Source organism: Nitrosophilus labii (assembly GCF_014466985.1).
In the GTDB taxonomy this organism is placed as follows: domain Bacteria; phylum Campylobacterota; class Campylobacteria; order Campylobacterales; family Nitratiruptoraceae; genus Nitrosophilus_A; species Nitrosophilus_A labii.
In genome coordinates this window covers 131,167-154,000 of sequence record NZ_AP022826.1, presented here as the reverse complement: position 1 = coordinate 154,000, position 22,834 = coordinate 131,167, and the positions used below count along the sequence as shown (strand labels likewise).

Here is a 22,834-nt window from a genome sequence, read left to right as displayed (position 1 = left end):
ATGACACTTCTCTCCTCGAAGGGAACATATGGTTTAGTTGCAATGTATGAACTATCAAAAGATTATCAGTTCAATAAGCCTGTCAAAATAAAAGATATCGCAGCAAGAGCAAATATACCTCAAAATTATCTTGAGCAGCTTTTGAATATTTTGAAAAAAGATGGCTTTGTAAAAAGTATAAGAGGAGCTTATGGAGGATATATGCTATCAACCCACCCTTCCAATATCAAAGTTTTGGATATTGTGAGATCGTTAGAAGGCAACATAAAGATAACCGAAACCTGTACGGGCAATCCTGTTTTGGAGCTTTTTTACGAGGAAGCACAAAAAAAACTGGAAAAAATTTTCGATATAACCCTTGATGATTTTAAACTATATCAGCAAAAGGTCTCAAACCAAATATTTTACACAATTTGACGAGTTGAAAAACTCGTCAAAAATAAAAACATTTTTTTTGAGGTCAATCTTGACTAATTCGATAGACTTAGTCTATATGGAGAGTTAAAAATGCACGAAAAGCCTTACAGAAGCGTCATTAAAACTATATCATGGAGGGCATTAGGTACTTTAGACACTATAGCCATCTCCTTTTTTATAACCGGGAGTTTTGGTATGGCTGCTTCTATAGGGGGAATAGAGCTTATAACAAAAATGATCCTTTACTATTTTCACGAAAGAGTATGGAATAAGATACCGCTTGGACGCATAAAAAAAGAGCCAGAGTATCAGATATAGGAGGTAATAAAGTATGAAATCTTTTTTGGAAATTGCTCAAAACTATAACCGTATATTTGTAAAAGAAAATCCCAAAAAGGTCCTTGAATATTTTTTGAAAGAGTATCAAGGAGATATTGCGCTTGCAAGTAGTTTCGGAGCAGAAGATCAGGTGCTTACCCATATAGGGGTAAATATTGATCCAAATATAGAGATCTTTACGCTTGATACCGGCAGACTGCATGAAGAGACATATAAAACATGGGAAAAAACCGAAAAAAAATACGGTATTACAATAAGAGCGTATGTCCCTAACTACAAAAGTTTGGAAAATCTCATATATGAACAAGGCATCAACGGATTTTACGAAAGCATTGAAAATAGAAAAAGGTGCTGTGAAGTAAGAAAAATAGAGCCATTAAGAAGAGCTCTTAAAAATAAAAAAATATGGATAACTGGCCTTAGACGCCAACAATCGATAACAAGAAAAGATGCAAAACTTGTTGAATATGACGACGTTTTCGGATTAATAAAACTAAATCCACTATTTGAGTGGAGTACCAAACAGGTATGGGAATATATAAAAAAACATGAAATTCCATACAATCCTCTTCATGACAGAGGATTTCCAAGCATTGGATGTGAGCCTTGTACAAGGGCAGTAAAAGAGGGTGAAGATATAAGAAGCGGACGATGGTGGTGGGAAAAACCGGAACACAAAGAGTGCGGACTACACATAAAAAAGAGGTGAAAATGATAGATAAAAAACAATTGACCCATTTAAAACAGTTAGAAGCAGAGTCTATATATATCCTTAGAGAAGTAGCTGCCCAGTTCGAAAATCCAGTGATGATGTACAGCATAGGAAAAGATAGCTCGGTAATGCTTCACCTTGCTATGAAGGCTTTCTATCCAGGAAAACCTCCTTTTCCGCTTTTGCATGTAGATACATTGTGGAAGTTCAAAGAGATGATAGAGTTTAGAGACAAAAGAGTCAAAGAGCTTGGAGTAGAACTTATAATCCATACAAATCCGGAAGGTATAAAAATGGATATAAACCCGTTTATCCATGGGTCAAAACTTCATACTGACATTATGAAAACCCAGGCTTTGAAACAAGCGCTAAACAAAGGGAAGTTTGATGCTATAATCGGAGGAGCCAGAAGAGATGAAGAGAAAAGTAGAGCAAAAGAGAGAATCTTTTCATTCAGGGACTACTTCCACAGATGGGACCCTAAAAACCAAAGACCAGAACTTTGGAATATATACAATACAAAAATAAATAAAGGAGAGAGCGTAAGAGTATTTCCTCTCTCAAATTGGACGGAACTTGATATCTGGCAGTATATCTATCTGGAAAATATTCCTATAGTGCCTCTTTACTTTGCAAAAAAGAGGCCTATAGTCGAAATTGATGGAGCAAAGATAATGGTAGATGACGAAAGGATGCCGAAACACTTAAGAGAAAAAGCAAAAATAGAAAAAGTTAGATTTAGAACTTTAGGATGCTACCCTTTAACAGGAGCGGTAAGTTCCAACGCCGAAACTCTTCCAGAGATCATACAAGAGATGCTTCTGTCTCGAAATAGTGAAAGAGAAGGAAGAATCATCGACAAAGACCAAGAAGGAAGTATGGAGAAAAAAAAGATAGAGGGGTATTTCTAAAATGGGTCAAAATCTTGTAGCAACAAATATAGAGCAGTATCTCAAAGAGCACGAGAACAAAGAGCTTCTTAGGTTTATCACATGCGGAAGTGTTGATGACGGCAAGAGTACGCTTATAGGACGTCTTTTGTACGACAGCAAGACCGTCCTGGAAGATCAATTAAGCGTCGTTAAAAGAGAGAGTAAGAAATACGGAACGACAAACGAAGAGATAGACTTTGCTCTTCTTGTAGATGGTCTTCAAAGCGAAAGAGAACAAGGAATCACAATTGATGTTGCATACAGATTTTTTGCAACCGACAGAAGAAAATATATCATAGCTGATACTCCTGGACACGAACAGTACACAAGAAATATGGTTACAGGAGCAAGCACTGCAAACCTTGCTGTGATACTGATAGATGCAAGAAAAGGAGTTCTAACTCAAACAAAAAGACATTCATATATAGTCTCTCTTCTCGGGATAAAGCATATAGTTGTTGCCATCAATAAGATGGATATAGTCGGCTACAGCAAAGATGTATACGAAAATATAAAAAGAGACTATTTGCAGATGTATGAAAAGTTAACAAAAAGTTTGAAAGAGTTCAAAGATAGTATACATACTATAGACTTTATACCCATATCCGCTTTAAAGGGAGACAATGTTGTACAAAAGAGTACAAATATACAGTGGTATGAGGGGAAAGCCCTTTTGGAATATTTGGACACAATAGAAATTTCAAAAGATATAAACCAAAAAGATTTTAGATTTCCTGTTCAGTATGTAAACAGACCGAATCTTGACTTTAGAGGATTTGCAGGAACCATTGCAAGCGGAAGTGTTAAAGTGAAAGATGAAATAACCGTTTTACCTTCTGGGAAAAAGAGCAAAATAAAAGAGATAATTCTCCCATCTATTGGCAGTGATTCAAAGCTTGTCAGCATACAAGAGGCGTTTGCTCCTATGGCAGTAACTTTAACCTTGGAAGATGAGATAGATATCAGCCGAGGAGATATGATAGTACATTCAAAAGATTGCTTGACAACCTCAGACACTATAGTAGCTATGATAGTTTGGATGGATGAAAAGCCTTTGGAACTAGAAATAGAGTATGAGATAAAAAGAGCTACAACATCTTTGAATGTAATATTTGAAGAGATTATATTTAAAAAAGATGTAAACAGCTGGGAGGAAATAAAAACAGATACTCTTGAACTGAACGAGATAGGAAAATGCCGTCTTTCTCTAACAAGAGAGATAGCTTGTGATCCTTATAACAAGATAAAAGGCACCGGAAGTTTTATTGTTATAGATAAAATTACAAACCATACCGTTGCAGCAGGTATGATCATAGATGCAACAAAAAGTGATAAGAAAAAAAGAGTTTACACCGAAGCAGAGATAGAACTAAATCGCTACATCAGAAAACACTTCCCTGAATGGGGATGTATATCAATAGAGGAGAAGAAATGAAAGAGAGCAAAGCAACACGCATTGAAAGATTAAAACGCCAAAAAGACGGGCTTGATGTATTGAAGGATATATACAGATATGCAAAAGAAGATATCCCGATGGATCCTGAAGATATCGATCGTCTCAAATGGTACGGTCTTTATACGCAAAATAGGACACTCCAACCAGAATCGGATCCTACACAATATTTTATGCTCAGAGTTAAGATAGAAAAAGGGGTTTTAAACAAAGAACAAATCAAAACACTTGGAGAGATATCGGTAAAGTATGCGAAAAACAGTGCAGATTTTACAACTAGACAAGATTTACAGTTTCATTGGATAAAAATGAAAGATGTTCCTGATATCTTTGAAAAACTTCAAAAAAGTGGTCTTAGCACATGCATGGCCGCAGGCGATGTTGTAAGAAATACTGTTACATGCCCTCTTAATGGAAGGGCCAAAGAAGAGATTACAGACGTAAGTGATATTGTAGATGAGATAAATTCACTTTTTTTCAAAAACAAAGATTTTAGCAATCTTCCTAGAAAATTTAAAATAGGAGTTAGCGGATGTGCACAACACTGTATGCCTTATGAGATACAAGATTTGAGTTTTGTAGCTGTAAAAAGAAAAAATGGGGTTGAATTTGCTCTCTTTACCGGTGGGGGACTTGCTAGCAACAGACGCTTTGCAAACTTTTTGGGATATGTACAAAAGGATGAAATAGTACCTCTTGCAAAAGCAGCTGTTGAGATATTTAGGGACTTTGGAAATAGAGAAAAGAGAAATAAAGCAAGACTTGGACATCTTATAAAAAAATGGGGAGTGCAGAAATTTAAAGAGACTCTTGAAAAAAACTCGGGTATTAAAATAAAAGAGAGAGAACTCTTTGAAGTTTCACCTGCCAAAATAAGACACCATTGCGGAATTTTTCCATCCAAAAACAGTAACACCAATCATATAGGATGTGCACTTTTCGGCGGAAAGATGGGAGGAGACAGGCTATTGCAGCTATATACGCTGCTTGAAAAATATGATATAAGTGAAATTCGCACTACAACAAAACAGAATTTCATCATTTTGGATGTTCCAAAAGAGGAGACAAACAGAATTTGTGAAGAGCTTGAAAAGATGAAAATCAACCCTTATCCATCAGCTTTTAGAACAAGGACAACAGCATGTACCGGTCTCGATTTTTGTAAATTTGCCATAAACGAAACAAAAAGCCTTGCCGAAAAAATCGCTCTTTATCTTGAAAACAGATTTCCAGCTTTCGGTGAGCCGGTCAATATAAGTGTAAACGGTTGTCCAAATTCATGCGCTCATCCTTGTATTGCAGATATAGGTCTAAGTGGGGCCACGTTTAAACGAAATGGAAAAAGTGTAAAAGGTTTTGAGCTTTTGGTAGGAGGTAAACTTGAAGGAAAATCAAGCCGTTTTTCAAAAAGAACAGGAATTTTGCTGACTCACGATGAGATACCCGGCTTTATTGAAAAACTTATACTAAGTTACCAAAAAAGCGGTTTTAAAAGCTTTGGCGAATATCTAGCGAGCAAAAACTTTGATGTAGAATTTGCCTTATGATTCAATTCCGAAAAGCTTTTGCTTTTCGGTGATAGCTGTGTTATTATATCCGAAAAACAAAGGCTCTTTTGTCTATGCTTGGATATTTTTTACTTTTCTTATCCGCTTTTGCTGCGGCAACTTTTTTGCCTATATATAGTGAAGGGATGCTTATTTATTATCTTCATCAAGGACTAAATCCTTTCTTTTTGTTACTCAATGCATCTGTAGGAAACACTTTGGGCTCTTTACTTAACTATTTTATAGGCTTAAAAGGGACCGACTATCTTATTAAAAAAAGATATCTAAAACAAAAAGAGATAGAAAAAACTCAAAAATATTTTGAAAAACTAGGACCCTTTGCCCTTTTACTCTCTTGGGCGCCGGTTATCGGAGATCCTATCACATTCATAGCGGGAGTTATGCATTATGATCTTAAAAAATTTCTGTTTTTGGTATTTTTAGCTAAACTTGGAAGATATCTGTTTGTCTTGCAAGGATACAACATAGCTACAGGATAAGAAATGGACAAAATAATCGAAAAGTATATAAAAGCTCATCATCTACTCACACTTGCGGTTTGTGGAAAGGGGGAGCCTTACTGTGCCAACTGCTTTTACGCTTTTAACATAGAAAACAGAAGTTTAATATTTGCTTCGGATATAAAAACAAAACATATGAAAGAAGCTATCTCAAATCCTAAAATTGCAGGGACGGTATCGAAAGAAACAAAAAATATAGGAAAAATTCAAGGTATCCAGTTTACAGGCAGACTTAAAAATTCCCTAACATTTGAAGAAATAAGAAGCTATTTTGAAAAGTTTCCCTTTGCAAAAAACCATAAACCCCTTCTTTGGTCGATAGAGCTCGACTTTGTGAAACTTACCGACAATCTTTTGGGGTTTGGGAAAAAAATAGTCTGGCAAAGAGTTTAAGACTCCACTAGCCTATCTATGATATATCTCTCTATTTCAAATTTTGGTATCTCTTTATCCATAGCCTCCGCATAAATCTCGGCTACTTTGTATCTGTATTTTTCGTAATTAAAATGTGGAAGATGATTTTGCCACGCTTTTTTGATAATGTTTTCAGCTACTCTATGTATAAGCCACTCTTTAAATATCTGAAAAGTACCAAAAAAGATAAGCGTAAATATAATTGCAAGGATTATTGAAAGATGACAATCAAGTTTTGCCAAAAAAGCGTGAAATATCAAAGAAGCAGGTATGATAACCAAGTTCCACAAAATAAAATATACTATATAGAGTCTTATGGTTGACAACCGAAATCCAGGTATAGTCATGGAAGGATCAAGCCCATCTATATAAGCTTTGTTTGATTTTAACAGCTCAACAAATCTCATCGGATGTTTAGAACATTTAAAAACATAAGGAATGATCTTCTCATCTACAAACTTTTCCCAAAACTCTTTTATCATTTCATATCCTTTTCCAAAACTCTATATCATTTTCAGCTTCTTCATATCCCGCTTCATAAATTTTATCGAAATTTTTCGTATCAAATATGGAAAAAACTCCGCACTTTTTAATTTCTACATATTTATGGGCTTTCTGTTTTGAATATCTTATATTAGTATTTAGCATTATATACCCAGCCCTATAGAAATTGCCCCATAAGCTGTTTTTAAATCTAAGAGGAGGATTTACATTAATAGCCAAAATAAAATCGCTATCTACACAAGGAGTAACCGGCAGATTATCTGTAAAACCACCATCAATATATACTCTCCCATCCACTTCGAAGGGAGAAAAAACTGGAATCAAAGAGGAAGAAGCTATAAGATATTTTGCCAAATCGCCACTATCTCTGTAGATTGTCTCATAAGTCTCATAATCTGTTACGGCAACATAGAGTTTATATTTTAAATCGCTAAAATCTTTTAATCCAAAATCTCTCAATAAAGGATAAACTTTTTTTAGGTGAAATATGGAGCCTCCAAATATATTTAGTTTGATTAACTTTTTATAATCTATCGATTTTAGTATCTCAAAAATCTCTTTTGGCTTATACCCTTTTGCCAAAAAGGAAGCCACTATAGCACCTCCGCTAACTCCGCTATAGCATTCAAACTCGACTCCCATCTCTTTTAAAAAAGAGAGGTAACCAAGCTGAGCCATACATCTTGCTCCACCTCCGCTAAAAACTGCAGCTCTTTTCATATCGGTTTAACTATAACCATAACCACTATGATAATCATCAAGATAGTTGGCACTTCATTGTACGCTCTAAAAAACTTTCCGCTTTTTGTGCATTCATCATTTAGTAACTTTTTTCTAAAATATCCTAAACTAAAATGGTATGCTATAAGAAGTATTACTGCGGTTAATTTAATATGAAGCCACATACCGCTTTTAAAAAGTCCGGGATTTATAGCAATCATAGCAAGTCCGCTTAATAGCGTAGCCCAAAAAGCTGGTACTCCTATAAAATTGTAAAGTTTTGCTTCTTGTATCTTTACAATCTCAACGAAATCTTTTTTATCCTTAAACTCTGTGTGATAAACATAGAGTCTCGGAAGGTAGAAAAGCATAGCCATCCAGCTAATAAAACTAACAATATGAAAAGCCAAAATCCAGCTATAATACTCCATCAATCCCCCTTAATTTCAACCCATAATTTCAAAATTATATCAGTTTCATCTTTAAATTTTTCGAATTTTTGTTATAATTGCACTTAAATTTTTCAGAAATTTTCTCAAGGAGACTTAAATGCCCGGCATTATAGTTAATCCAAATGAGAGTTTTGAAGAAGCGTATAGAAGATTTAAAAAACAGGTAGATAGAAACCTTATAGTTACAGAAGCACGAGCAAGAAGATTTTATAAACCACCCACTGAAATAAGAAAAGAGGAAAAGATAAAAGCTAGAAAGAAAGCTTTAAGACGCCTTTGGATGCTAAGACGCTACGAAGCAAAACTTTAAGTTTTTACTTCCCGGATTTGTATAGTATAATTATACAAAGACCGGGAGGTTTGCTATGGCTCTTGAGATTGAGAAAAAATTTCTTCTAAAGCCTTTCAATATAGAAAACTTCCTGAAAAAAGCTGGACTAAACTACAAATCTTTCGATATCTCACAGTTTTATATATTTGATTCAAACACTCCTATCAGAATCAGGAAGTTTGGAAAAAAATACTTTCTAACATTAAAAAAAGGCGAAGGGCTTGCAAGAGAGGAGTTTGAAAGAGAGATAACCAAAGACGAGTTTGAAAATATCTTATCAAATTATAAAGATATCTACTCCTTGTATAAAACGAGATATAAAGTCAAAACAAGAAAAAAGATCTATGAGATAGATAGATTTGAAAAAGAGCTAAAAGGACTCTTTTTTTTAGAAGTAGAGTTTAAAGATGAGAAAGAAGCCAAATATTTCAATATAGATAAAAGATTTAAACAGCTTATTTTAGAAGATGTTACTGAAGATATAAGATTTTCCAATTTTTTCTTGGCTAAAAACCAAAATATTCCCACTTTACAAAACTGCGAAAATATTTTAAATATTGAAGAGATTGCTCCTCTTTGTAGTACTAAAGAGGCCTCTAAAACTATTTTGCATTCTCTTTTTAGAAGAGCTGAATATTACAGAGAAAAAATATTAACAGGCGATGAAGATATAGAAAATCTTCATCAGATTAGAGTCTCTCTAAGAAAAATGTTAGTCTTTTTGAAAGAGTTTAAAGAGTTTTTTCAAAAAAAGTGGTTTGAAACCATATATTCTCAAACAAAAGAGGTTATGTCATCCACAAACAAAAAAAGGGATATAGACGTTTTACTTTCCAATTTCGATGAATATCTCTCACATCTTCCTCCTTCTATGAAAGATTATTTAAAGGATTTCAAAGATAAATTACAAGAGATTCAAGAAAAAGAGCAAAAAAGAATTTTAGAACTTTTAAAAAGTGAAAAATTCAAAAATATCAAAAATCTGATTGACTCGATTTCGTTTACTGCAAAAGCTAGCTTTCCAATCATTGTTACTTCGTATAAAATCATAAAAAAAAGGGAGAAAAAAATATTTTTTCTAGCAAAATCGATAGTAAAAAATACACCTGCTTATAAATATCATGAGCTAAGAATCCAATTTAAAAGGATCCGCTATCTACTAGAGTTCTTCTCTCGCCTCTATCAAAAAAAAGAGACGCAAATATTTATAAAAAACTGCAAAAATATTCAAGATATTTTAGGAAGGCATCAAGATCTTGAAGTACAAAGAATCCATATTAAAGAGTATTTAAAAAAGAGAGATTTCTCATTTGATACGATTTTAAGTGTAGGAAAGCTAATAGGAGATATGGAGTTTGAAGAGTTTAAACAGAGAAAATTATTTAGAAAACTTTATAAAAAACTTTCTAAAAGACTAAAATCATCCATCATTTTTTAGATAGTTTACTCCAAATCCTTACCTCGGGAGTGTAAATATAACTGTGTAAATCCTTATAAAAAGATTAGATAAAATTAAAGAATAAAAAGGATTTACACAATGAGGTATATCAATACAGAAGAGGTAAAAAAAGCTATCAAAGAGGGAAAGGGGATAGATATTGATGAGATCTTGGAAGAATTCAAAGGTCTTTTAAAAGAGGTTTATCAGACTGCTACAGAAGTAGAGTTAACTGAGCATTTAGGATATGAGAAGCATCAAGTTTCAGATAATCCAAATTATCGTAATGGGTACAGTGAAAAAACTTTAAAGTCCAAATATGGGGATATAGAGGTTAAGATACCAAGAGACAGAAACGCTACCTTCGAACCAAAGCTTATCAAGAAGCGACAGACTCTCATAAAGGGGACAGAAGATTTAATTTTGTCTTTATATGCAAAAGGGATGAGTGAACAGATTTCAACACCATCTTGATGATTTATATGGGTATGAACTTTCTATTCAGACAATTTCCAATATAACAGAAGCAATAATAGATAAGGCAAAAGAGTGGCATAGTCGTCCGCTAGAGGCAATATATCCGATAATATTTATGGATGCTACAGTTTTAAAAATAAGAGTGGATAGAGTAGTTAAAAATATTGCTGCATATATAATGCTAGGCATAACTCTTGAAGGGAAAAAAGATATTCTTGGTATATGGATAGGTGAAAATGAAAGTTCTAAACAGTGGTTAACACTTTTAAATGAGATAAAAAACAGAGGTGTTGAAGATGTATTGATATTTGCAATAGACGGACTAAATGGATTTAAAGAGGCTATAGAGGCAGTTTATCCAAAGGCAGAAATTCAAAGATGTATTGTACACCAGATCAGAAATAGCCTAAAATTTGTATCTTGGAAAGATAGAAAAGAGGTAGCTAAAGATTTAAAGAGTATCTACACTTCATCAACCGAAGAAGAAGCAGAGCTTGCTCTTACAAATTTTAATGACAAATGGGGTCAAAAATATCCCCATATTACCCAGTCTTGGCAATCTAACTGGAATGAGCTATCTACATTTTTTAAATATCCCCAAGCTATAAGAAAACTGATTTATACGACAAATCCCATAGAATCGATAAATTCAAATATTAAAAAAAGAACAAAGTCTGTGGGTTCTTTTCCAACCATCGATTCAGCTTTTAAGCTTCTTTATCTTGCCACACAGGAGGTACAGCACAAATGGAGTAATACAAAAATCAGAAGCTGGAGTGAAATCTATCCTCAGCTTTGTATATTTTTCAGTGAAATTATGCAAAAATATACACGCTAAGGTTTTAAGGACTTTAGGTGGTTTACACAGTTTATTTTACAGTCCCCTTACCTCTATATATTTTTTATAATAGCAGGAAGAGTATCTAAAAAATTAAACAGACTCTTAATAGACTATAATATAATCCCGGATTTTGCAATAGAGTTCTTCTTACATAAGAAAATTTAATGATATTATTTTGAAGTTTATCTTTTTTCTCAACTAAATTTCTCAACTAAAAAGGAGACCGTTCATAATTTTGTGTCACCGATAGTTCATAGGATTATATCATAGCTCGAGAGCTTTCTCGAGTCTTCCTTCAAAAAATATAGCCAATTGGGAGAGAGTAAGACTCCAGTTTCTAATTGGCATTGTCCACTTTTTTTGAGCATTCTGAATACCAAGATAGAGCAGCTTTAAAAGGCTGTTTTCATTGGGAAACGCTCCTTTTGTTTTAGTAAGTTTTCGAAACTGTCGATGGACAGATTCTATGATATTTGTAGTATAGACGATACGACGGATATCTTCAGGATATTTGAAATAATAGGAGAGATTTTCCCATTTATTTCTCCACGAGTTGATAACAATGGGGTATTTTTTGCCCCATTTCTCTTCAAGCCGATCCAATTCCGTTTCGGCAGCCTCTTTGGATATTGCCTGATACACTTTTTTAAGGTCTTTCATGAACTCTTTGGAGTCTTTAGAAGCTACATATTTAAGGGAATTTCTTATTGTCCTCGGCTTCGCCTGCGGGGTTGTCGCTTCGCTCGGACGATGAATAATGCAAAGTTGCACTTCGGTCTTAGGAAATATTGCATTGATAGCCTCTGAAAACCCTTTGAGTCCATCCACTGATAATAAGTATATCTTCGACTCCTCTATTGTTTAAATCTGTTAAAATAGATAGCCAGAAATTGGCACCTTCAGACTCTGATAGATAAAGTCCCAATATCTCTTTTTTGCCTTCCAAATTTACTCCAAGAATAGTATAAACAGCTTTATTAACATATTTACCATTATCTTTGATTTTATAGTGTATTGCATCAAGCCAAATGAAAGGATATACTGCCTCTAATGGTCTTTGCTGCCACTCTTTTAACATTGGAATAATCTTATCTGTAACAGCACTAATAGTGGCTTTGGAAAATTCAATACCATAAAGTTCTTTAATATGCTGGGCTATCTGGCTATAGGAGTTTCCAAGAGCATAGAGTAATAGTATTTTCTGCTCTATTTGATCGCTCATATAAGTTTGATACTTTTTAACGATTTGAGGTTCGAATGTCCCTTTTCTATCTCTTGGAACCACTAGTTCAAACTCGCCAACTGAACTCTTCATTGTTTTTGAAGATTTGCCATTTTTGCGGTTTTTTATCTCTTTAGCTAGATGTGATTCAAGTTCTGCTTCTAAAGCAGCCTCTGTGAGTTGTTTAATAAGTGGTGCAAGTACTCCATCTTTGCCATCTATTTTTGCTCCAGCCTTGATAGCCTCAAGAGCTTCATTCAAATCGAAGTTTTCCATATTGTGTCTCTCCTTTAGATTATTTTATTCTATCGGATTGACACAAAATTTCTAACGCTCCCCCAAAAGCGATAAAAGTTATCCAAATCTATCGTCAAACTATCTACATCTATCCTTTACGATCCATAAAATCTTTTAATATTTTCATCCCTCCAAATGGCGTAATATTCTTGTCTATATACCCAATCTTCAACTCACCCATTTGGTTAGTCCCTCTTCCCTTTAGTTTTTCCGCTTGTATGGTAGGTTTAATATTTTATCATTATCTAATGAAAAATTTGGGTTATACTACTCTATCCACTCTTATTTTTAAAACTGTAGCATCCATAAATATTATCGGATATATTGCCTCTAGCGGACGACTATGCCACTCTTTTGCCTTATCTATTATTGCTTCTGTTATATTGGAAATTGTCTGAATAGAAAGTTCATACCCATATAAATCATCAAGATGGTGTTGAAATCTGTTCACTCATCCCTTTTGCATATAAAGACAAAATTAAATCTTCTGTCCCCTTTATGAGAGTCTGTCGCTTCTTGATAAGCTTTGGTTCGAAGGTAGCGTTTCTGTCTCTTGGTATCTTAACCTCTATATCCCCATATTTGGACTTTAAAGTTTTTTCACTGTACCCATTACGATAATTTGGATTATCTGAAACTTGATGCTTCTCATATCCTAAATGCTCAGTTAACTCTACTTCTGTAGCAGTCTGATAAACCTCTTTTAAAAGACCTTTGAATTCTTCCAAGATCTCATCAATATCTATCCCCTTTCCCTCTTTGATAGCTTTTTTTACCTCTTCTGTATTGATATACCTCATTGTGTAAATCCTTTTTATTCTTTAATTTTATCTAATCTTTTTATAAGGATTTACACAGTTATTTTTACACTCCCGAAAAAACTATCACTTCTGACACTGATAATTAAACTGACAAATAATCAATGGGAGAAAGTATGAGTGTCAAATGATGTTGTGAGTATTACAGTTTAACTTTTACATAATTCTATGGTAAAAATCGCCCCTTCCTTTTCGTTTCGCACCTCCAATTTTCCATTGCAACGTTCCTCTACAATACGTTTGCTCAAATATAGTCCTAGTCCTGTACCCTTTTGTCCTTTTGTACTAAAATAGGGTTCAAAAATCTTTGTTAAAATTTTAGATGGCACTCCTCCTCCGCTATCGGCTATTTCTAGTTTACAACCATCTATCAAAATTTTGATTTTTCTTCTATTTTTATTTTCCATGGCATCAACGGCGTTTTTGATAATATTAATGACTACTTGCAAAAGTTCATTTTCATATGTCTCTAACTTTTCAACAGATTTTTTTTCTATAACTAGCTCGATATCTTTTATATAAAGTAGATGTTCTAAAATCTCTACCGCTTTCTGTACAATTTTGCCAAAATCGGTTTTTACCATCTCCTTTTGCGGCATAAAAAAATTTCTAAAATCTTCCATTGTAGTATCTAAATAGTTAATCTGTCTTAAGATATTTTCACAGTTCTCTTTAATCTTTTCTATATCATACTCTTTAAGTTCTAGCCATATCTTAACGTTATTCGCTATTGTACTAATAACATTAATAGGCTGTCTCCATTGATGAGCAATGATTGCTATAAGCTCACCCATAGCCGCAAGTCTAGATTGTGCAAGCAGCATCTTTTCTTGTTCGACATTCTTCGCAACTTCAGCTTTAACTATCTTTTCAAGCCGCTCGTTTAGTCGCTGCATCTCAATAGTTTTACGCTTTAGCTGCATCTGCTGTTCAAAGTAATCTATCCAAAAATCAACCTTTAGTATAAACTCTTCTGCAACAAAAGGCTTTTTAATATAATCGTTCGCTCCGCTTTTGAGTATCTTTCTAACAAGACCTGGCGTATTACTCCCAGAAAGTACAATAATAGGTAAATGAATAAGAGAAGGTTTATCTCTGATTCTTTTTAAAACTTCTAAACCGTGAAGATCGGGTAGTTCAATATCTAAAATTATAAGTTCATACTCTTTTTTTTCTAATAGCTCCAATCCTTCTTTCCCGGTATGAATACCATCTACATTATAGTTTCTTGTATCTAATACTCTTTTAACTTGACGTACTACAAATTTTGAGTCATCGATAATGATCATATTCTTTTTTTTTCTGGATAAAAAATGCTCAAAAATCTTTATCACTTCCTCTACCGAATAGAGAAAGTTTTGATCTTTTATAATATAATCCAATATCCCTCTGTTAAATAATTCCTGTCTTAAAGATTCGTCATCGGCGGTAGAGGTGAGAACTATTATCTTGGTATCGGTTATGGTCTGGATACTGCCTAGCAGATCTATACCTTCGCCGTCAGGCAGATGCAAATCTAAAATCAAAAAATCATACTTTTTTTGAGAGAGCCTTTCTTCTGCTTCCTTTAGGGTAAAGGTCTGAGTTACTTGTAAACCCAACTCTTCAAGTCTTTTAGAAAGTATATTATTAATAGTTTTAGAATCTTCGATTATCAATACATCAAACATTTCCGCCATCTTTAAACTCTAAAGGCTGAGGTTTGCCAAAAAAATAGCCTTGTACTAAATCAACACCCAAGTTTTGCAATATCTTAACTGTAATATCATTTTCCACAAACTCTGCAACGGTCTTCATTTTTTGCTCTTTAGCAAACGTTACTATACTCTTTACCACTGAATGGCTAATAGGATTTCGATCTATATCTTTAATCAAAGAGCCATCAATTTTCAAAAAATCTGGCTCATACTCAATAAGCCTGGAGTAGTTTGAGTAACCTTTGCCAAAATCATCAATCGCTATAGTGGCGCCCATAGATTTTATGAGTTTAATAAAGTTTTTTACAACCTTAAAATCATGTACCTTTTCATCTTCAAGCAACTCAAAAGTTATTCTATCAACGCAAGGACGATGTTCTGAGAGAATATGGATTATATTTGAACGCATCTCATCATTTTCGATATCCAAAACGGAAAGATTAATACTAACCCGCTTATCGGTATTATGCAAAAGAGTAATGGTTCTCTCGATAACTGTTTGCGTTATCTTTGGATAGAGATTACTTAATTTAGAAGCACCTAAAAAGTAAAAGGGGCTCTTTATCTCACCATTAGAAGAACGCATACGCACAAGAGCTTCATATTTTACTATTTCTGAAGTATTTGAATCTACTATGGGTTGATAATAAACTAAAATAGAGTCGTTATTAAGAGCATATTTTATCTCTTTGATAACTTTTATATTTTCTTTAACCCTTTTTCTATACTCATTTGCCAAATTATTGGCAACTATAAAATATTTTTGCTCTTTTTCCAATTTTTTTAGCCCAAAAATCGCCGACTCATAAAAGTAATCACCCTCATAAACAACACTTATCAATACAGAGATATTGTATTGGATAAATTGGTCTATAATAATTTCATCTTGCTGGATCTTCTTTTGGACTTTTTTCAATGACTCTACTATTTGTTCGTTACTTAAATTTTTTTCAATTAAAAGCGCATATTCTCCATTACCAAGATGAAATATGTAATCCGTATGAAAATATTGATAGAAAAAAGTATTAAGATAATTAAGTACTTTTTTTTCTAGCTTTTCAAGTATCTCTTGAGGATAAAATTCTTCAAGTAAGCTATATTGCTCGAGTTTCATTAAAACAAAGAGTTTATTTTTGACCTCTTTAAGAGCTTCTAAAAGTAGTTTTTTTGGATTCATGGTATGGGTAATATCTTGACGAATCGAAAAAAACTCTTGAATATTACCTTTATTATCCAATATAGGTTTTATTGTGCTCTGTACATAGTATGTTTTTCCATCTTTATCTAGATTTCTAATTACACCTTTAAAAGTCTTTTTCGCTAAAATCGTCTCCCAAAGTTTTTTGAAAAAATCTTTGGGAACATCTGGATGTCTAATAATATTGTGAGGTTTACCTATAAGTTCCTCTTTGGAATATTTAGAGATTTTTTCAAAGTTTTCGTTCACATAAGTTATCTTTCCGGTCGTATCAGTTTTTGAAACTATCGTACCCTCGTCAACAGCCTCTTTGTACTGCTCCAAAAGATATTTATAACGCTCAGCTTCTCTTCTTTGTCTCAACGTTGAAACTACTTTTTGTAAAGTAGTAGTCAACTGTTCAAACTGAATTGGCTTGATAAGATACCCGTCCACACCCTCTTTTATCAACTCAATAAAGTAGTTTGTCTCATTATAGGCCGACAAAACTATTATTGGAACCTCTTGGTCAATTTGACGGATTTTGCGTATCATGACAAGCCCGTTCATTTTAGGCATATTTATATCAGTGATTACTATATCGAACTTCTCTTTTCCAAAAATTTCAAGACCTTCTTTACCGTTAAACGCAACTTTTACATCTTTGAAAAATTTTAGAAGAAGAGTTTTTGTTACTTGTAAAACTTTTTCATTATCTTCCACAAGCAAAACATTAAAATTTTTAGCTTCTTCTTGCAATTTCTTTATATCCATAACAGTCCTTGCGGTACTTTAACACCCTTTAAAAAACAGTTCCATATTTAGAAGCGTTTAGATGATAAATTCTTCAATTTTTATTAGTTGCTTGTTGTTAATGCACAATATCGAATTATTTAATAAACTATTTTAAATTATATAAAATATTACTTAAAGATCATTTATAAAAGTAAGAAAAAGTTACAAATATGATAAATTCATCTTTATCTTTACATACATATAAATAAAAGAGTAGAGCTAATAAAATTGAGCCTTAATTACATATTTAAATAATTGTTTTATATAATATCAACAAACAAATGGCTAGGAGAGAAAGTGAAAATTCAACGCTTTAGCCGAGTTGGCTTTATTATGGCAGCTGCAGGAAGCGCAGTTGGACTGGGAAATATATGGAAATTTCCATATATGACGGGAGAGTATGGCGGCGGTGCGTTTGTTTTAGTTTATCTGTTCACAATAGCTTTTATCGGTTTTTCTGTAATGGTTGCTGAAATGCTTATTGGCGCTCTGGGTAGAAAAGATACGGTAGGAAGTTTTGAAACTTTAGCTCCGCCAAATAAAAAATATTGGAAATACGCTGGTTTGATAGGTTTTAACGGTATTATCATTATGACTTTCTACTCAGTGGTCATCGGATGGATTTTTTATTATCTGATCATACTGATGTTTGGACTGCCATCAACTACTGAAGATGCAAAAACAATTTTTGATACTTTGGTAACACAAAGCCCAGGAGTTGCTATTTTTTATCATACGATTGCAGTCATTATAGTAGGATATATAGTACATAAAGGAATTAAAAGCGGTATAGAAAAGATAAATCTTATACTTATGCCGGCACTAATGTTAATCCTTTTTGGACTTCTTTTGTACGCTTTCTCTTTAGATGGATTTACTAAGGCTTGGAGTTTTATGTTTGAGCCAAAATGGGATAAGCTAAACTCAGAAGCGATAGTAAGAGCAGTTGGCCACTCATTTTTTACCCTCTCTCTTGGTATGGGGGCTATTATGACATACGCTGCTTCTTTGCCAAAAGATGCAAATATAACTAAAACAGCATTTATAGTAACCTTTATGGACACTTTTATAGCACTTATAGCCGGTTTGGTTATCTTTAGTTTTCTTTTTCAGTTTGGCGCATCGCCATCTCAAGGGCCGGGACTTGTTTTTATCTCTTTACCAACTATTTTAGACAATTTTGGCTCTTTGGGTATTATTTTTGCTCTACTCTTTTTTTTATCTTTAGCATTTGCCGGTATCACTTCGGCTATAAGCCTTGTCGAGCCGGTAGTTCAATATCTAATAGATAGATTCGATTTTAGCAGGACCAAAGCGGTAGCTTTTATAAGCTCTATTTACTGGCTTGTTGGTATAGCCGCTCTGCTCTCTTATACCAAAGGGTGGGGAGATCTTTTTAGTATAGCGGGTAAACCAATATTTGATATATTAGAGTATACTACCGACTCTATACTATTGCCTCTAGGAGGACTTTTGATAGCAATTTTTATAGGTTATGAAATACATCAAGATAGAGTAAAAGCCGAGTTAGAACCGGAAATGGGAGAAAAAGTTTATAAAGTCTGGAGATTTTCAATCCGCTATATAGCTCCTATATCCCTACTTTTTATGATGTTAAACTTAATGGGAATTATAAAAATATGAGCCTATAAAACCGGCTCATATTTTAAAACTTTAAAACTGGATCATCCCCTCTGTTGGACTTGAAGCCGTAGCGTAGGGTTTTTTCGGAATACGTCCTGCTAAATAGCTAAGTCTCCCGGCAATAACTGCGTGTTTCATAGCTTCTGCCATAGCGATAGGATTTTTAGCCTGAGCTATAGCAGTATTTGTAAGTACTCCGTCAGCTCCTAGTTCCATCGCTATTACAGCGTCACTAGCACATCCAACACCTGCATCAACTATTACCGGAACACTTACAGCCTCTTTAACAAATACAACATTATATCTGTTTTGGATCCCTAGTCCGCTTCCTATTGGCGCTGCTAACGGCATAACTGCAGCAGCTCCTGCATTTTCAAGTCTTTTTGCAACAATCGGATCATCGTTTGTATAAGCCATAACCGTGAATCCCTCTTTTGCCAAAACTTCACAAGCTTTAACCGTCTCTATAACGTCAGGATACAAAGTTTTTTCAGTATCTCCTATAATTTCTAGTTTTATTATATCTATGCCTGTAGCTTCTCTAACTAGTCTAAAAAGCGTTATAGCCTCCTCGGCGGTTACGCAACCTGCGCTATTTGGTAAAAACTGAACGTCGCTATCTTTAAAATAGTCCATAAGATTTTCTTTGTTTGGATCGGTAATATTTACGCGTCTTACCGCAACGGTTATCATTTCCGCTCCACTTGCAATAGTCGCGTCGTACGTAGTTTGAAAATCGGGATATTTTCCGCTTCCAACTATAAGTCTACTTGTAAATTCATATTTTCCTATTTTTAAAATATCAGCCATAATTTTCTCCTAAATGGGATAATTTTTATCTTATTTTACTTTAAAAAACTTTCATAGTCAAAAATTTTACAATCAAATCAATCTTTTTAATTTTTAACTCCTATAACTACACATACTAAAACATACTAAATGCTTAACAATTATAAACTACATTTAACATCTAATATCACAGGATATTTTTTGTGCAATAACTTACCAATATTGGCCAAATAATCAAAAAATATGCAATATCTTTTTAAAATACAAAACTTCTAAAACAATTAACATTATTCTCTTATTAAAAGAGTTTTTATCACTTCAGGATATAGTTTATACTCTAGTTGGTGGATTTTTTTCTCAAACTCCTCAAAACTCTCATTATCTCTATGGAAACAGCACTGATCCAAAATCTTGCCCGAATCGAGTTCATCACTTACTCTATGAACAGTAACACCGGCTACTTTCATCTCACTCTCAAAACTTTTTTTTATTGCATTAACACCTTTGAAAAGAGGCAATAAAGATGGATGAATATTGATTGCATTTTTTATATTGGATGTAAAAACAGGTGACAAAATCCTCATAAAGCCAGCTAAAACTACGAGATGGGGATTAACCTTTTTGATGCTTTTAACCAAAACTTCATCATACTCCTCTCTTGAAGAGAAGTTTTTATGATCAATAATCTCAACATCAACTCCATATTTTTTAGCTTTTTCGATACCTTTTGCCTTGGGATTATTGGTTATAGTTTTAACGATTTGGATTTTTTTACCTTCAAACTCTTTTTTATGAAGCTTTTTTAGTATATTTTCAAGATTAGTTCCTTCGCCACTAAACAAAACCACTATCTTTTTCAAAGACATCCTACAGCCTCTATCAAATCAATTGGCGTTAAAGCATAATTTGCTTTTTCTACCTTTTTAGAAGCTATTGCATGAGCTAAAGAACCCTGAATAGCTGCAGATAATGGCTCATACCCTTGGGCTAAAAGTGCACCTATAAGTCCTGTTAATATATCCCCGCTTCCGCCTTTGCTCAATGCGTTTGAGCCATGTGGATTTATAAATAACTCCTCATTTTTGGCAATTATCGGATTTGCACCCTTTAACAGCAATACAACTTCTGGATATTTTTTGCAAAACTGCTGAACAAAATAGAGCCTATTTTGCTGTATCTCTTTTGGAGAGACTTGTGCGATATTCAAAATATCAAGCATAGATGCAAACTCTTTAGGGTGAGGGGTTAAAACAATTTTACTCTTTTTTAAAAGCTCTTTTATCTTTTCACTCTTAAAAAGATCAGCATCTACAACCAAAGGGAGATTATTATCCATTACCAAAGAGTTAAAGTCCTCATCACTATATTCTTGACCAAGACCCATTCCAACGGCTATAGCATTTGCAGTTTTCGGCAAAGAGTTTGAATACATAAGTTCATAAGGGACATTTATCTTTTCATTGGTTATTATAGTTACCAAGCCTGCACCAAAATTCAAAGCACTTAAAGCTGCTAGTATTGCAGCTCCCTCTTTCTCTCCGGCAATAACCGCTAGATGCCCGTAATTTCCCTTATGAGAAGAGTTCTTCTCTCTATAAGGTGGCTTTAGATCCACTTCATCCAAAAGTTTGATATGAGAGGGCTCTTCATAAAGCTCTCTAGATACTCCTAAATCTACAACTTTAACTTTTCCTACAAAATCTTTTGCCAAATCCATATAAAGTGCACTCTTCAAAGCCCCCATAGTAAATGTGATATCGGCCTTAAATGCAACAGGCAAAGGTTTTCCATCTTCATCTATTCCAGAAGGTATATCTACCGCTATTTTATAAGCTTTTAATAAATTGAGTCTTTCTATAAGCAAAACGGTATCATCTCTAAGAGGTTTAGATAGACCAGAGCCAAAAACAGCGTCAATGACTATATCATACTCTTTTATATTACTGCTAAGCTCGCCTCCCACCGCAAAAAATCTATCAAGCTGAATTTTGCACATCTTAGTTTTTGCTCCATAAGGCATAACAAGAGAAACTTCAAAATCCCCATATAAAAGTCTAGCTAGTGCAACTCCGTCTCCTCCGTTATTTCCTGGACCGGCTACTATTAATATTTTAGAGCCTTTTTCAAACCTCTCTCTAATAAATTTATTAATCCCATCGGCAGCGTGCTCCATCAAAATATCTTCTGGAAGAGAGTAGTTTTCATAACACTTTTTATCTAAAAAAGCCACACTTTTATAGAGATTTTGCATAATTTCTCCTATCTATTCTACTTATTCAAAATCTCACCAAACCTATATCTGGCAAATACGCTAAACTTCTTGAAAAGTTCGCTTTTGTATTTGTCTTTATGATGAATTTGAAAAAACTCTCTGGTAAAGTCAAAGCCTTTTATTTTGAGTTGATAAAGTTCTCCACACTCTATATTTCTATTTACTGCTATTTTAGATATGCAGCTAATAGTCCCGGAAGTTTCTTTTAAGACACTTTTTATCGCCTCTGTATGACGTAGATCTAAAAATAGATTTAAACCAGTTACATAATTTTTAATCTTATTTAAAAAGACTGAACGAGTACCAGATCCTTCTTCTCTTAAAATCCATTTGTATTCTAAAAGATTATCTATATAATACTCCTTCTTTTTAACAAGATTTTTATCGCCGGTTACAATAACAAGTTCATCAACTCCTACCGGTGAAGTAACTACGTTAAAATTTTGTATTTCACCCTCTATATATCCTAAATCTACACTTCCCTCTTCTACCATTTTTACTATCTCGTCAGTATTGCCTATCTTCATTGATATCTTTACGTCCGGATATTTCTCCATATATTCGCAAATAATATGAGGCATTATGTAGTCTGCTATAGTTGTACTTGCTCCTACTGTTAGTTCCCCTTTATTTTCTTGAGACATAAACTCTTCTTCTATGTCTCGAAGTTTTTTCACTAAAGGCTCTATAGCATGCATAAAAGCACGCCCTTTTTCATTCAAGACAAGTTTTTTCTGGATTCTATCAAACAGCTTACATCCAAGAATACACTCAAGCTCTTTTATAGACATTGATACGGCGGATTGACTAAGCCCCATCTCATTTGCTACTTGCGTTAGATGTCCTATTTTTGCTACTTGTAAAAAGATCTCCATCTGTCTTAGAGTGATTCTCATTTTTAAATCCTTTTTCAATTATATTTATGATAATATACCAATTTATTTATTTTTCTTATTTTAAAAAAAATATTATAATTCTTTTTAAGGATTATTAATCTCATCTTTAATTTGACTGATATCATAAGA

General features: G+C 33.7%; 22 protein-coding genes and 2 pseudogenes. 12 read left to right on the top strand and 12 right to left on the bottom strand.

The window, feature by feature from the left end; all coding sequences use genetic code 11:
- The 8 genes from NIL_RS00855 to NIL_RS00820 all read left to right on the top strand — a co-directional run bounded on the left by NIL_RS00855 (position 1) and on the right by NIL_RS00820 (position 6,314).
- A complete protein-coding gene (locus NIL_RS00855; protein ID WP_187647779.1) occupies positions 1–417 on the top strand; it encodes an RrF2 family transcriptional regulator in 417 nt (138 codons plus the stop codon).
- Positions 418–507: 90 nt separating this feature from the next.
- Positions 508–735, top strand: a complete 228-nt coding sequence (locus NIL_RS00850; protein ID WP_187647778.1) for a DUF2061 domain-containing protein — start codon at positions 508–510, stop codon at positions 733–735.
- Between the two features lie 13 nt (positions 736–748).
- The gene (locus tag NIL_RS00845) at positions 749–1,465 is read left to right on the top strand and encodes a phosphoadenylyl-sulfate reductase (protein ID WP_187647777.1); all 717 of its coding nucleotides are present in this window, start codon (positions 749–751) and stop codon (positions 1,463–1,465) included.
- A 2-nt stretch (positions 1,466–1,467) separates the two neighbouring features.
- Positions 1,468–2,379, top strand: a complete 912-nt coding sequence (cysD, locus tag NIL_RS00840; RefSeq protein WP_246434443.1) for a sulfate adenylyltransferase subunit CysD — start codon at positions 1,468–1,470, stop codon at positions 2,377–2,379.
- A gap of 1 nt (position 2,380) precedes the next feature.
- Complete coding sequence (cysN, locus tag NIL_RS00835) at positions 2,381–3,835, top strand: sulfate adenylyltransferase subunit CysN (RefSeq protein ID WP_187647775.1); 1,455 nt, start codon at positions 2,381–2,383, stop codon at positions 3,833–3,835.
- Positions 3,832–5,400 carry a nitrite/sulfite reductase gene (locus tag NIL_RS00830; RefSeq protein ID WP_187647774.1) on the top strand — a complete coding sequence of 523 codons (1,569 nt, stop codon included), beginning with the start codon at positions 3,832–3,834 and terminating at the stop codon, positions 5,398–5,400. Before cysN ends, NIL_RS00830 begins: the two co-directional genes overlap by 4 nt.
- A gap of 74 nt (positions 5,401–5,474) precedes the next feature.
- Positions 5,475–5,900 carry a YqaA family protein gene (locus tag NIL_RS00825; RefSeq protein ID WP_187647773.1) on the top strand — a complete coding sequence of 142 codons (426 nt, stop codon included), beginning with the start codon at positions 5,475–5,477 and terminating at the stop codon, positions 5,898–5,900.
- 3 nt (positions 5,901–5,903) lie between these two features.
- Positions 5,904–6,314 carry a pyridoxamine 5'-phosphate oxidase family protein gene (locus NIL_RS00820; RefSeq protein ID WP_187647772.1) on the top strand — a complete coding sequence of 137 codons (411 nt, stop codon included), beginning with the start codon at positions 5,904–5,906 and terminating at the stop codon, positions 6,312–6,314.
- Here the strand turns inward: NIL_RS00820 and NIL_RS00815 are convergent.
- The 3 genes from NIL_RS00815 to hemJ are packed head-to-tail and all read right to left on the bottom strand — an operon-like array spanning position 6,311 to position 7,990.
- Positions 6,311–6,817 (bottom strand): hypothetical protein, encoded by a 507-nt coding sequence (locus NIL_RS00815; RefSeq protein WP_187647771.1) that lies wholly within the window; start codon positions 6,815–6,817, stop codon positions 6,311–6,313. The two genes, NIL_RS00820 and NIL_RS00815, sit on opposite strands and share 4 nt — an antisense overlap.
- A 1-nt stretch (position 6,818) precedes the next feature.
- Positions 6,819–7,559: a patatin-like phospholipase family protein gene (locus tag NIL_RS00810; protein ID WP_187647770.1), complete on the bottom strand. Its 741-nt coding sequence runs from the start codon at positions 7,557–7,559 to the stop codon at positions 6,819–6,821.
- Positions 7,556–7,990 (bottom strand): protoporphyrinogen oxidase HemJ, encoded by a 435-nt coding sequence (hemJ, locus tag NIL_RS00805; protein WP_187647769.1) that lies wholly within the window; start codon positions 7,988–7,990, stop codon positions 7,556–7,558. The genes NIL_RS00810 and hemJ overlap by 4 nt, the downstream gene beginning before the upstream one ends.
- A gap of 118 nt (positions 7,991–8,108) precedes the next feature.
- On the opposite strand from hemJ, the gene rpsU reads away from it, so the two are divergent.
- The 3 genes and pseudogenes from rpsU (at position 8,109) to NIL_RS00790 (ending at position 11,095) form a co-directional block, all read left to right on the top strand.
- The gene (gene rpsU / locus NIL_RS00800; protein WP_187647768.1) at positions 8,109–8,321 is read left to right on the top strand and encodes a 30S ribosomal protein S21; all 213 of its coding nucleotides are present in this window, start codon (positions 8,109–8,111) and stop codon (positions 8,319–8,321) included.
- A 55-nt stretch (positions 8,322–8,376) separates the two neighbouring features.
- Entirely contained in the window at positions 8,377–9,780 is a 1,404-nt protein-coding gene (locus NIL_RS00795) for a CYTH and CHAD domain-containing protein (protein ID WP_187647767.1), read from the top strand.
- Positions 9,781–9,879: 99 nt separating this feature from the next.
- Positions 9,880–11,095 (top strand): annotated as a pseudogene (locus tag NIL_RS00790) (IS256 family transposase).
- A 267-nt stretch (positions 11,096–11,362) separates the two neighbouring features.
- Here the strand turns inward: NIL_RS00790 and NIL_RS00785 are convergent.
- The 5 genes and pseudogenes from NIL_RS00785 to NIL_RS00765 all read right to left on the bottom strand — a co-directional run bounded on the left by NIL_RS00785 (position 11,363) and on the right by NIL_RS00765 (position 17,083).
- Positions 11,363–12,596 (bottom strand): annotated as a pseudogene (locus NIL_RS00785) (IS256 family transposase).
- Between the two features lie 283 nt (positions 12,597–12,879).
- Positions 12,880–13,068, bottom strand: coding sequence for a transposase (locus NIL_RS00780; RefSeq protein ID WP_187647766.1), 189 nt, complete (start codon positions 13,066–13,068; stop codon positions 12,880–12,882).
- Complete coding sequence (locus NIL_RS00775) at positions 13,043–13,417, bottom strand: transposase (protein WP_187647765.1); 375 nt, start codon at positions 13,415–13,417, stop codon at positions 13,043–13,045. The genes NIL_RS00780 and NIL_RS00775 overlap by 26 nt, the downstream gene beginning before the upstream one ends.
- A gap of 167 nt (positions 13,418–13,584) precedes the next feature.
- The gene (locus NIL_RS00770; protein WP_187647764.1) at positions 13,585–15,114 is read right to left on the bottom strand and encodes a hybrid sensor histidine kinase/response regulator; all 1,530 of its coding nucleotides are present in this window, start codon (positions 15,112–15,114) and stop codon (positions 13,585–13,587) included.
- A complete protein-coding gene (locus NIL_RS00765) occupies positions 15,098–17,083 on the bottom strand; it encodes an EAL domain-containing response regulator (RefSeq protein ID WP_187647763.1) in 1,986 nt (661 codons plus the stop codon). The genes NIL_RS00770 and NIL_RS00765 overlap by 17 nt, the downstream gene beginning before the upstream one ends.
- Before the next feature lie 318 nt (positions 17,084–17,401).
- Here NIL_RS00765 and NIL_RS00760 point away from each other — a divergent pair, with 318 nt between their 5' ends.
- Positions 17,402–18,748, top strand: coding sequence for a sodium-dependent transporter (locus tag NIL_RS00760; protein ID WP_187647762.1), 1,347 nt, complete (start codon positions 17,402–17,404; stop codon positions 18,746–18,748).
- A 30-nt stretch (positions 18,749–18,778) separates the two neighbouring features.
- Here NIL_RS00760 and NIL_RS00755 read toward each other — a convergent pair whose 3' ends face one another.
- The 4 genes from NIL_RS00755 to NIL_RS00740 all read right to left on the bottom strand — a co-directional run bounded on the left by NIL_RS00755 (position 18,779) and on the right by NIL_RS00740 (position 22,705).
- The gene (locus NIL_RS00755) at positions 18,779–19,558 is read right to left on the bottom strand and encodes a thiazole synthase (RefSeq protein WP_187647761.1); all 780 of its coding nucleotides are present in this window, start codon (positions 19,556–19,558) and stop codon (positions 18,779–18,781) included.
- 266 nt (positions 19,559–19,824) lie between these two features.
- Positions 19,825–20,403 (bottom strand): phosphoribosylglycinamide formyltransferase, encoded by a 579-nt coding sequence (gene purN / locus NIL_RS00750; protein ID WP_187647760.1) that lies wholly within the window; start codon positions 20,401–20,403, stop codon positions 19,825–19,827.
- On the bottom strand, positions 20,394–21,788 hold the full coding sequence (locus tag NIL_RS00745; RefSeq protein WP_187647759.1) for an NAD(P)H-hydrate dehydratase: 1,395 nt from the start codon (positions 21,786–21,788) through the stop codon (positions 20,394–20,396). Before NIL_RS00745 ends, purN begins: the two co-directional genes overlap by 10 nt.
- Positions 21,789–21,805: 17 nt before the next feature.
- Positions 21,806–22,705, bottom strand: coding sequence for a LysR substrate-binding domain-containing protein (locus tag NIL_RS00740; RefSeq protein WP_187647758.1), 900 nt, complete (start codon positions 22,703–22,705; stop codon positions 21,806–21,808).
- Positions 22,706–22,834 lie beyond the last annotated feature (129 nt).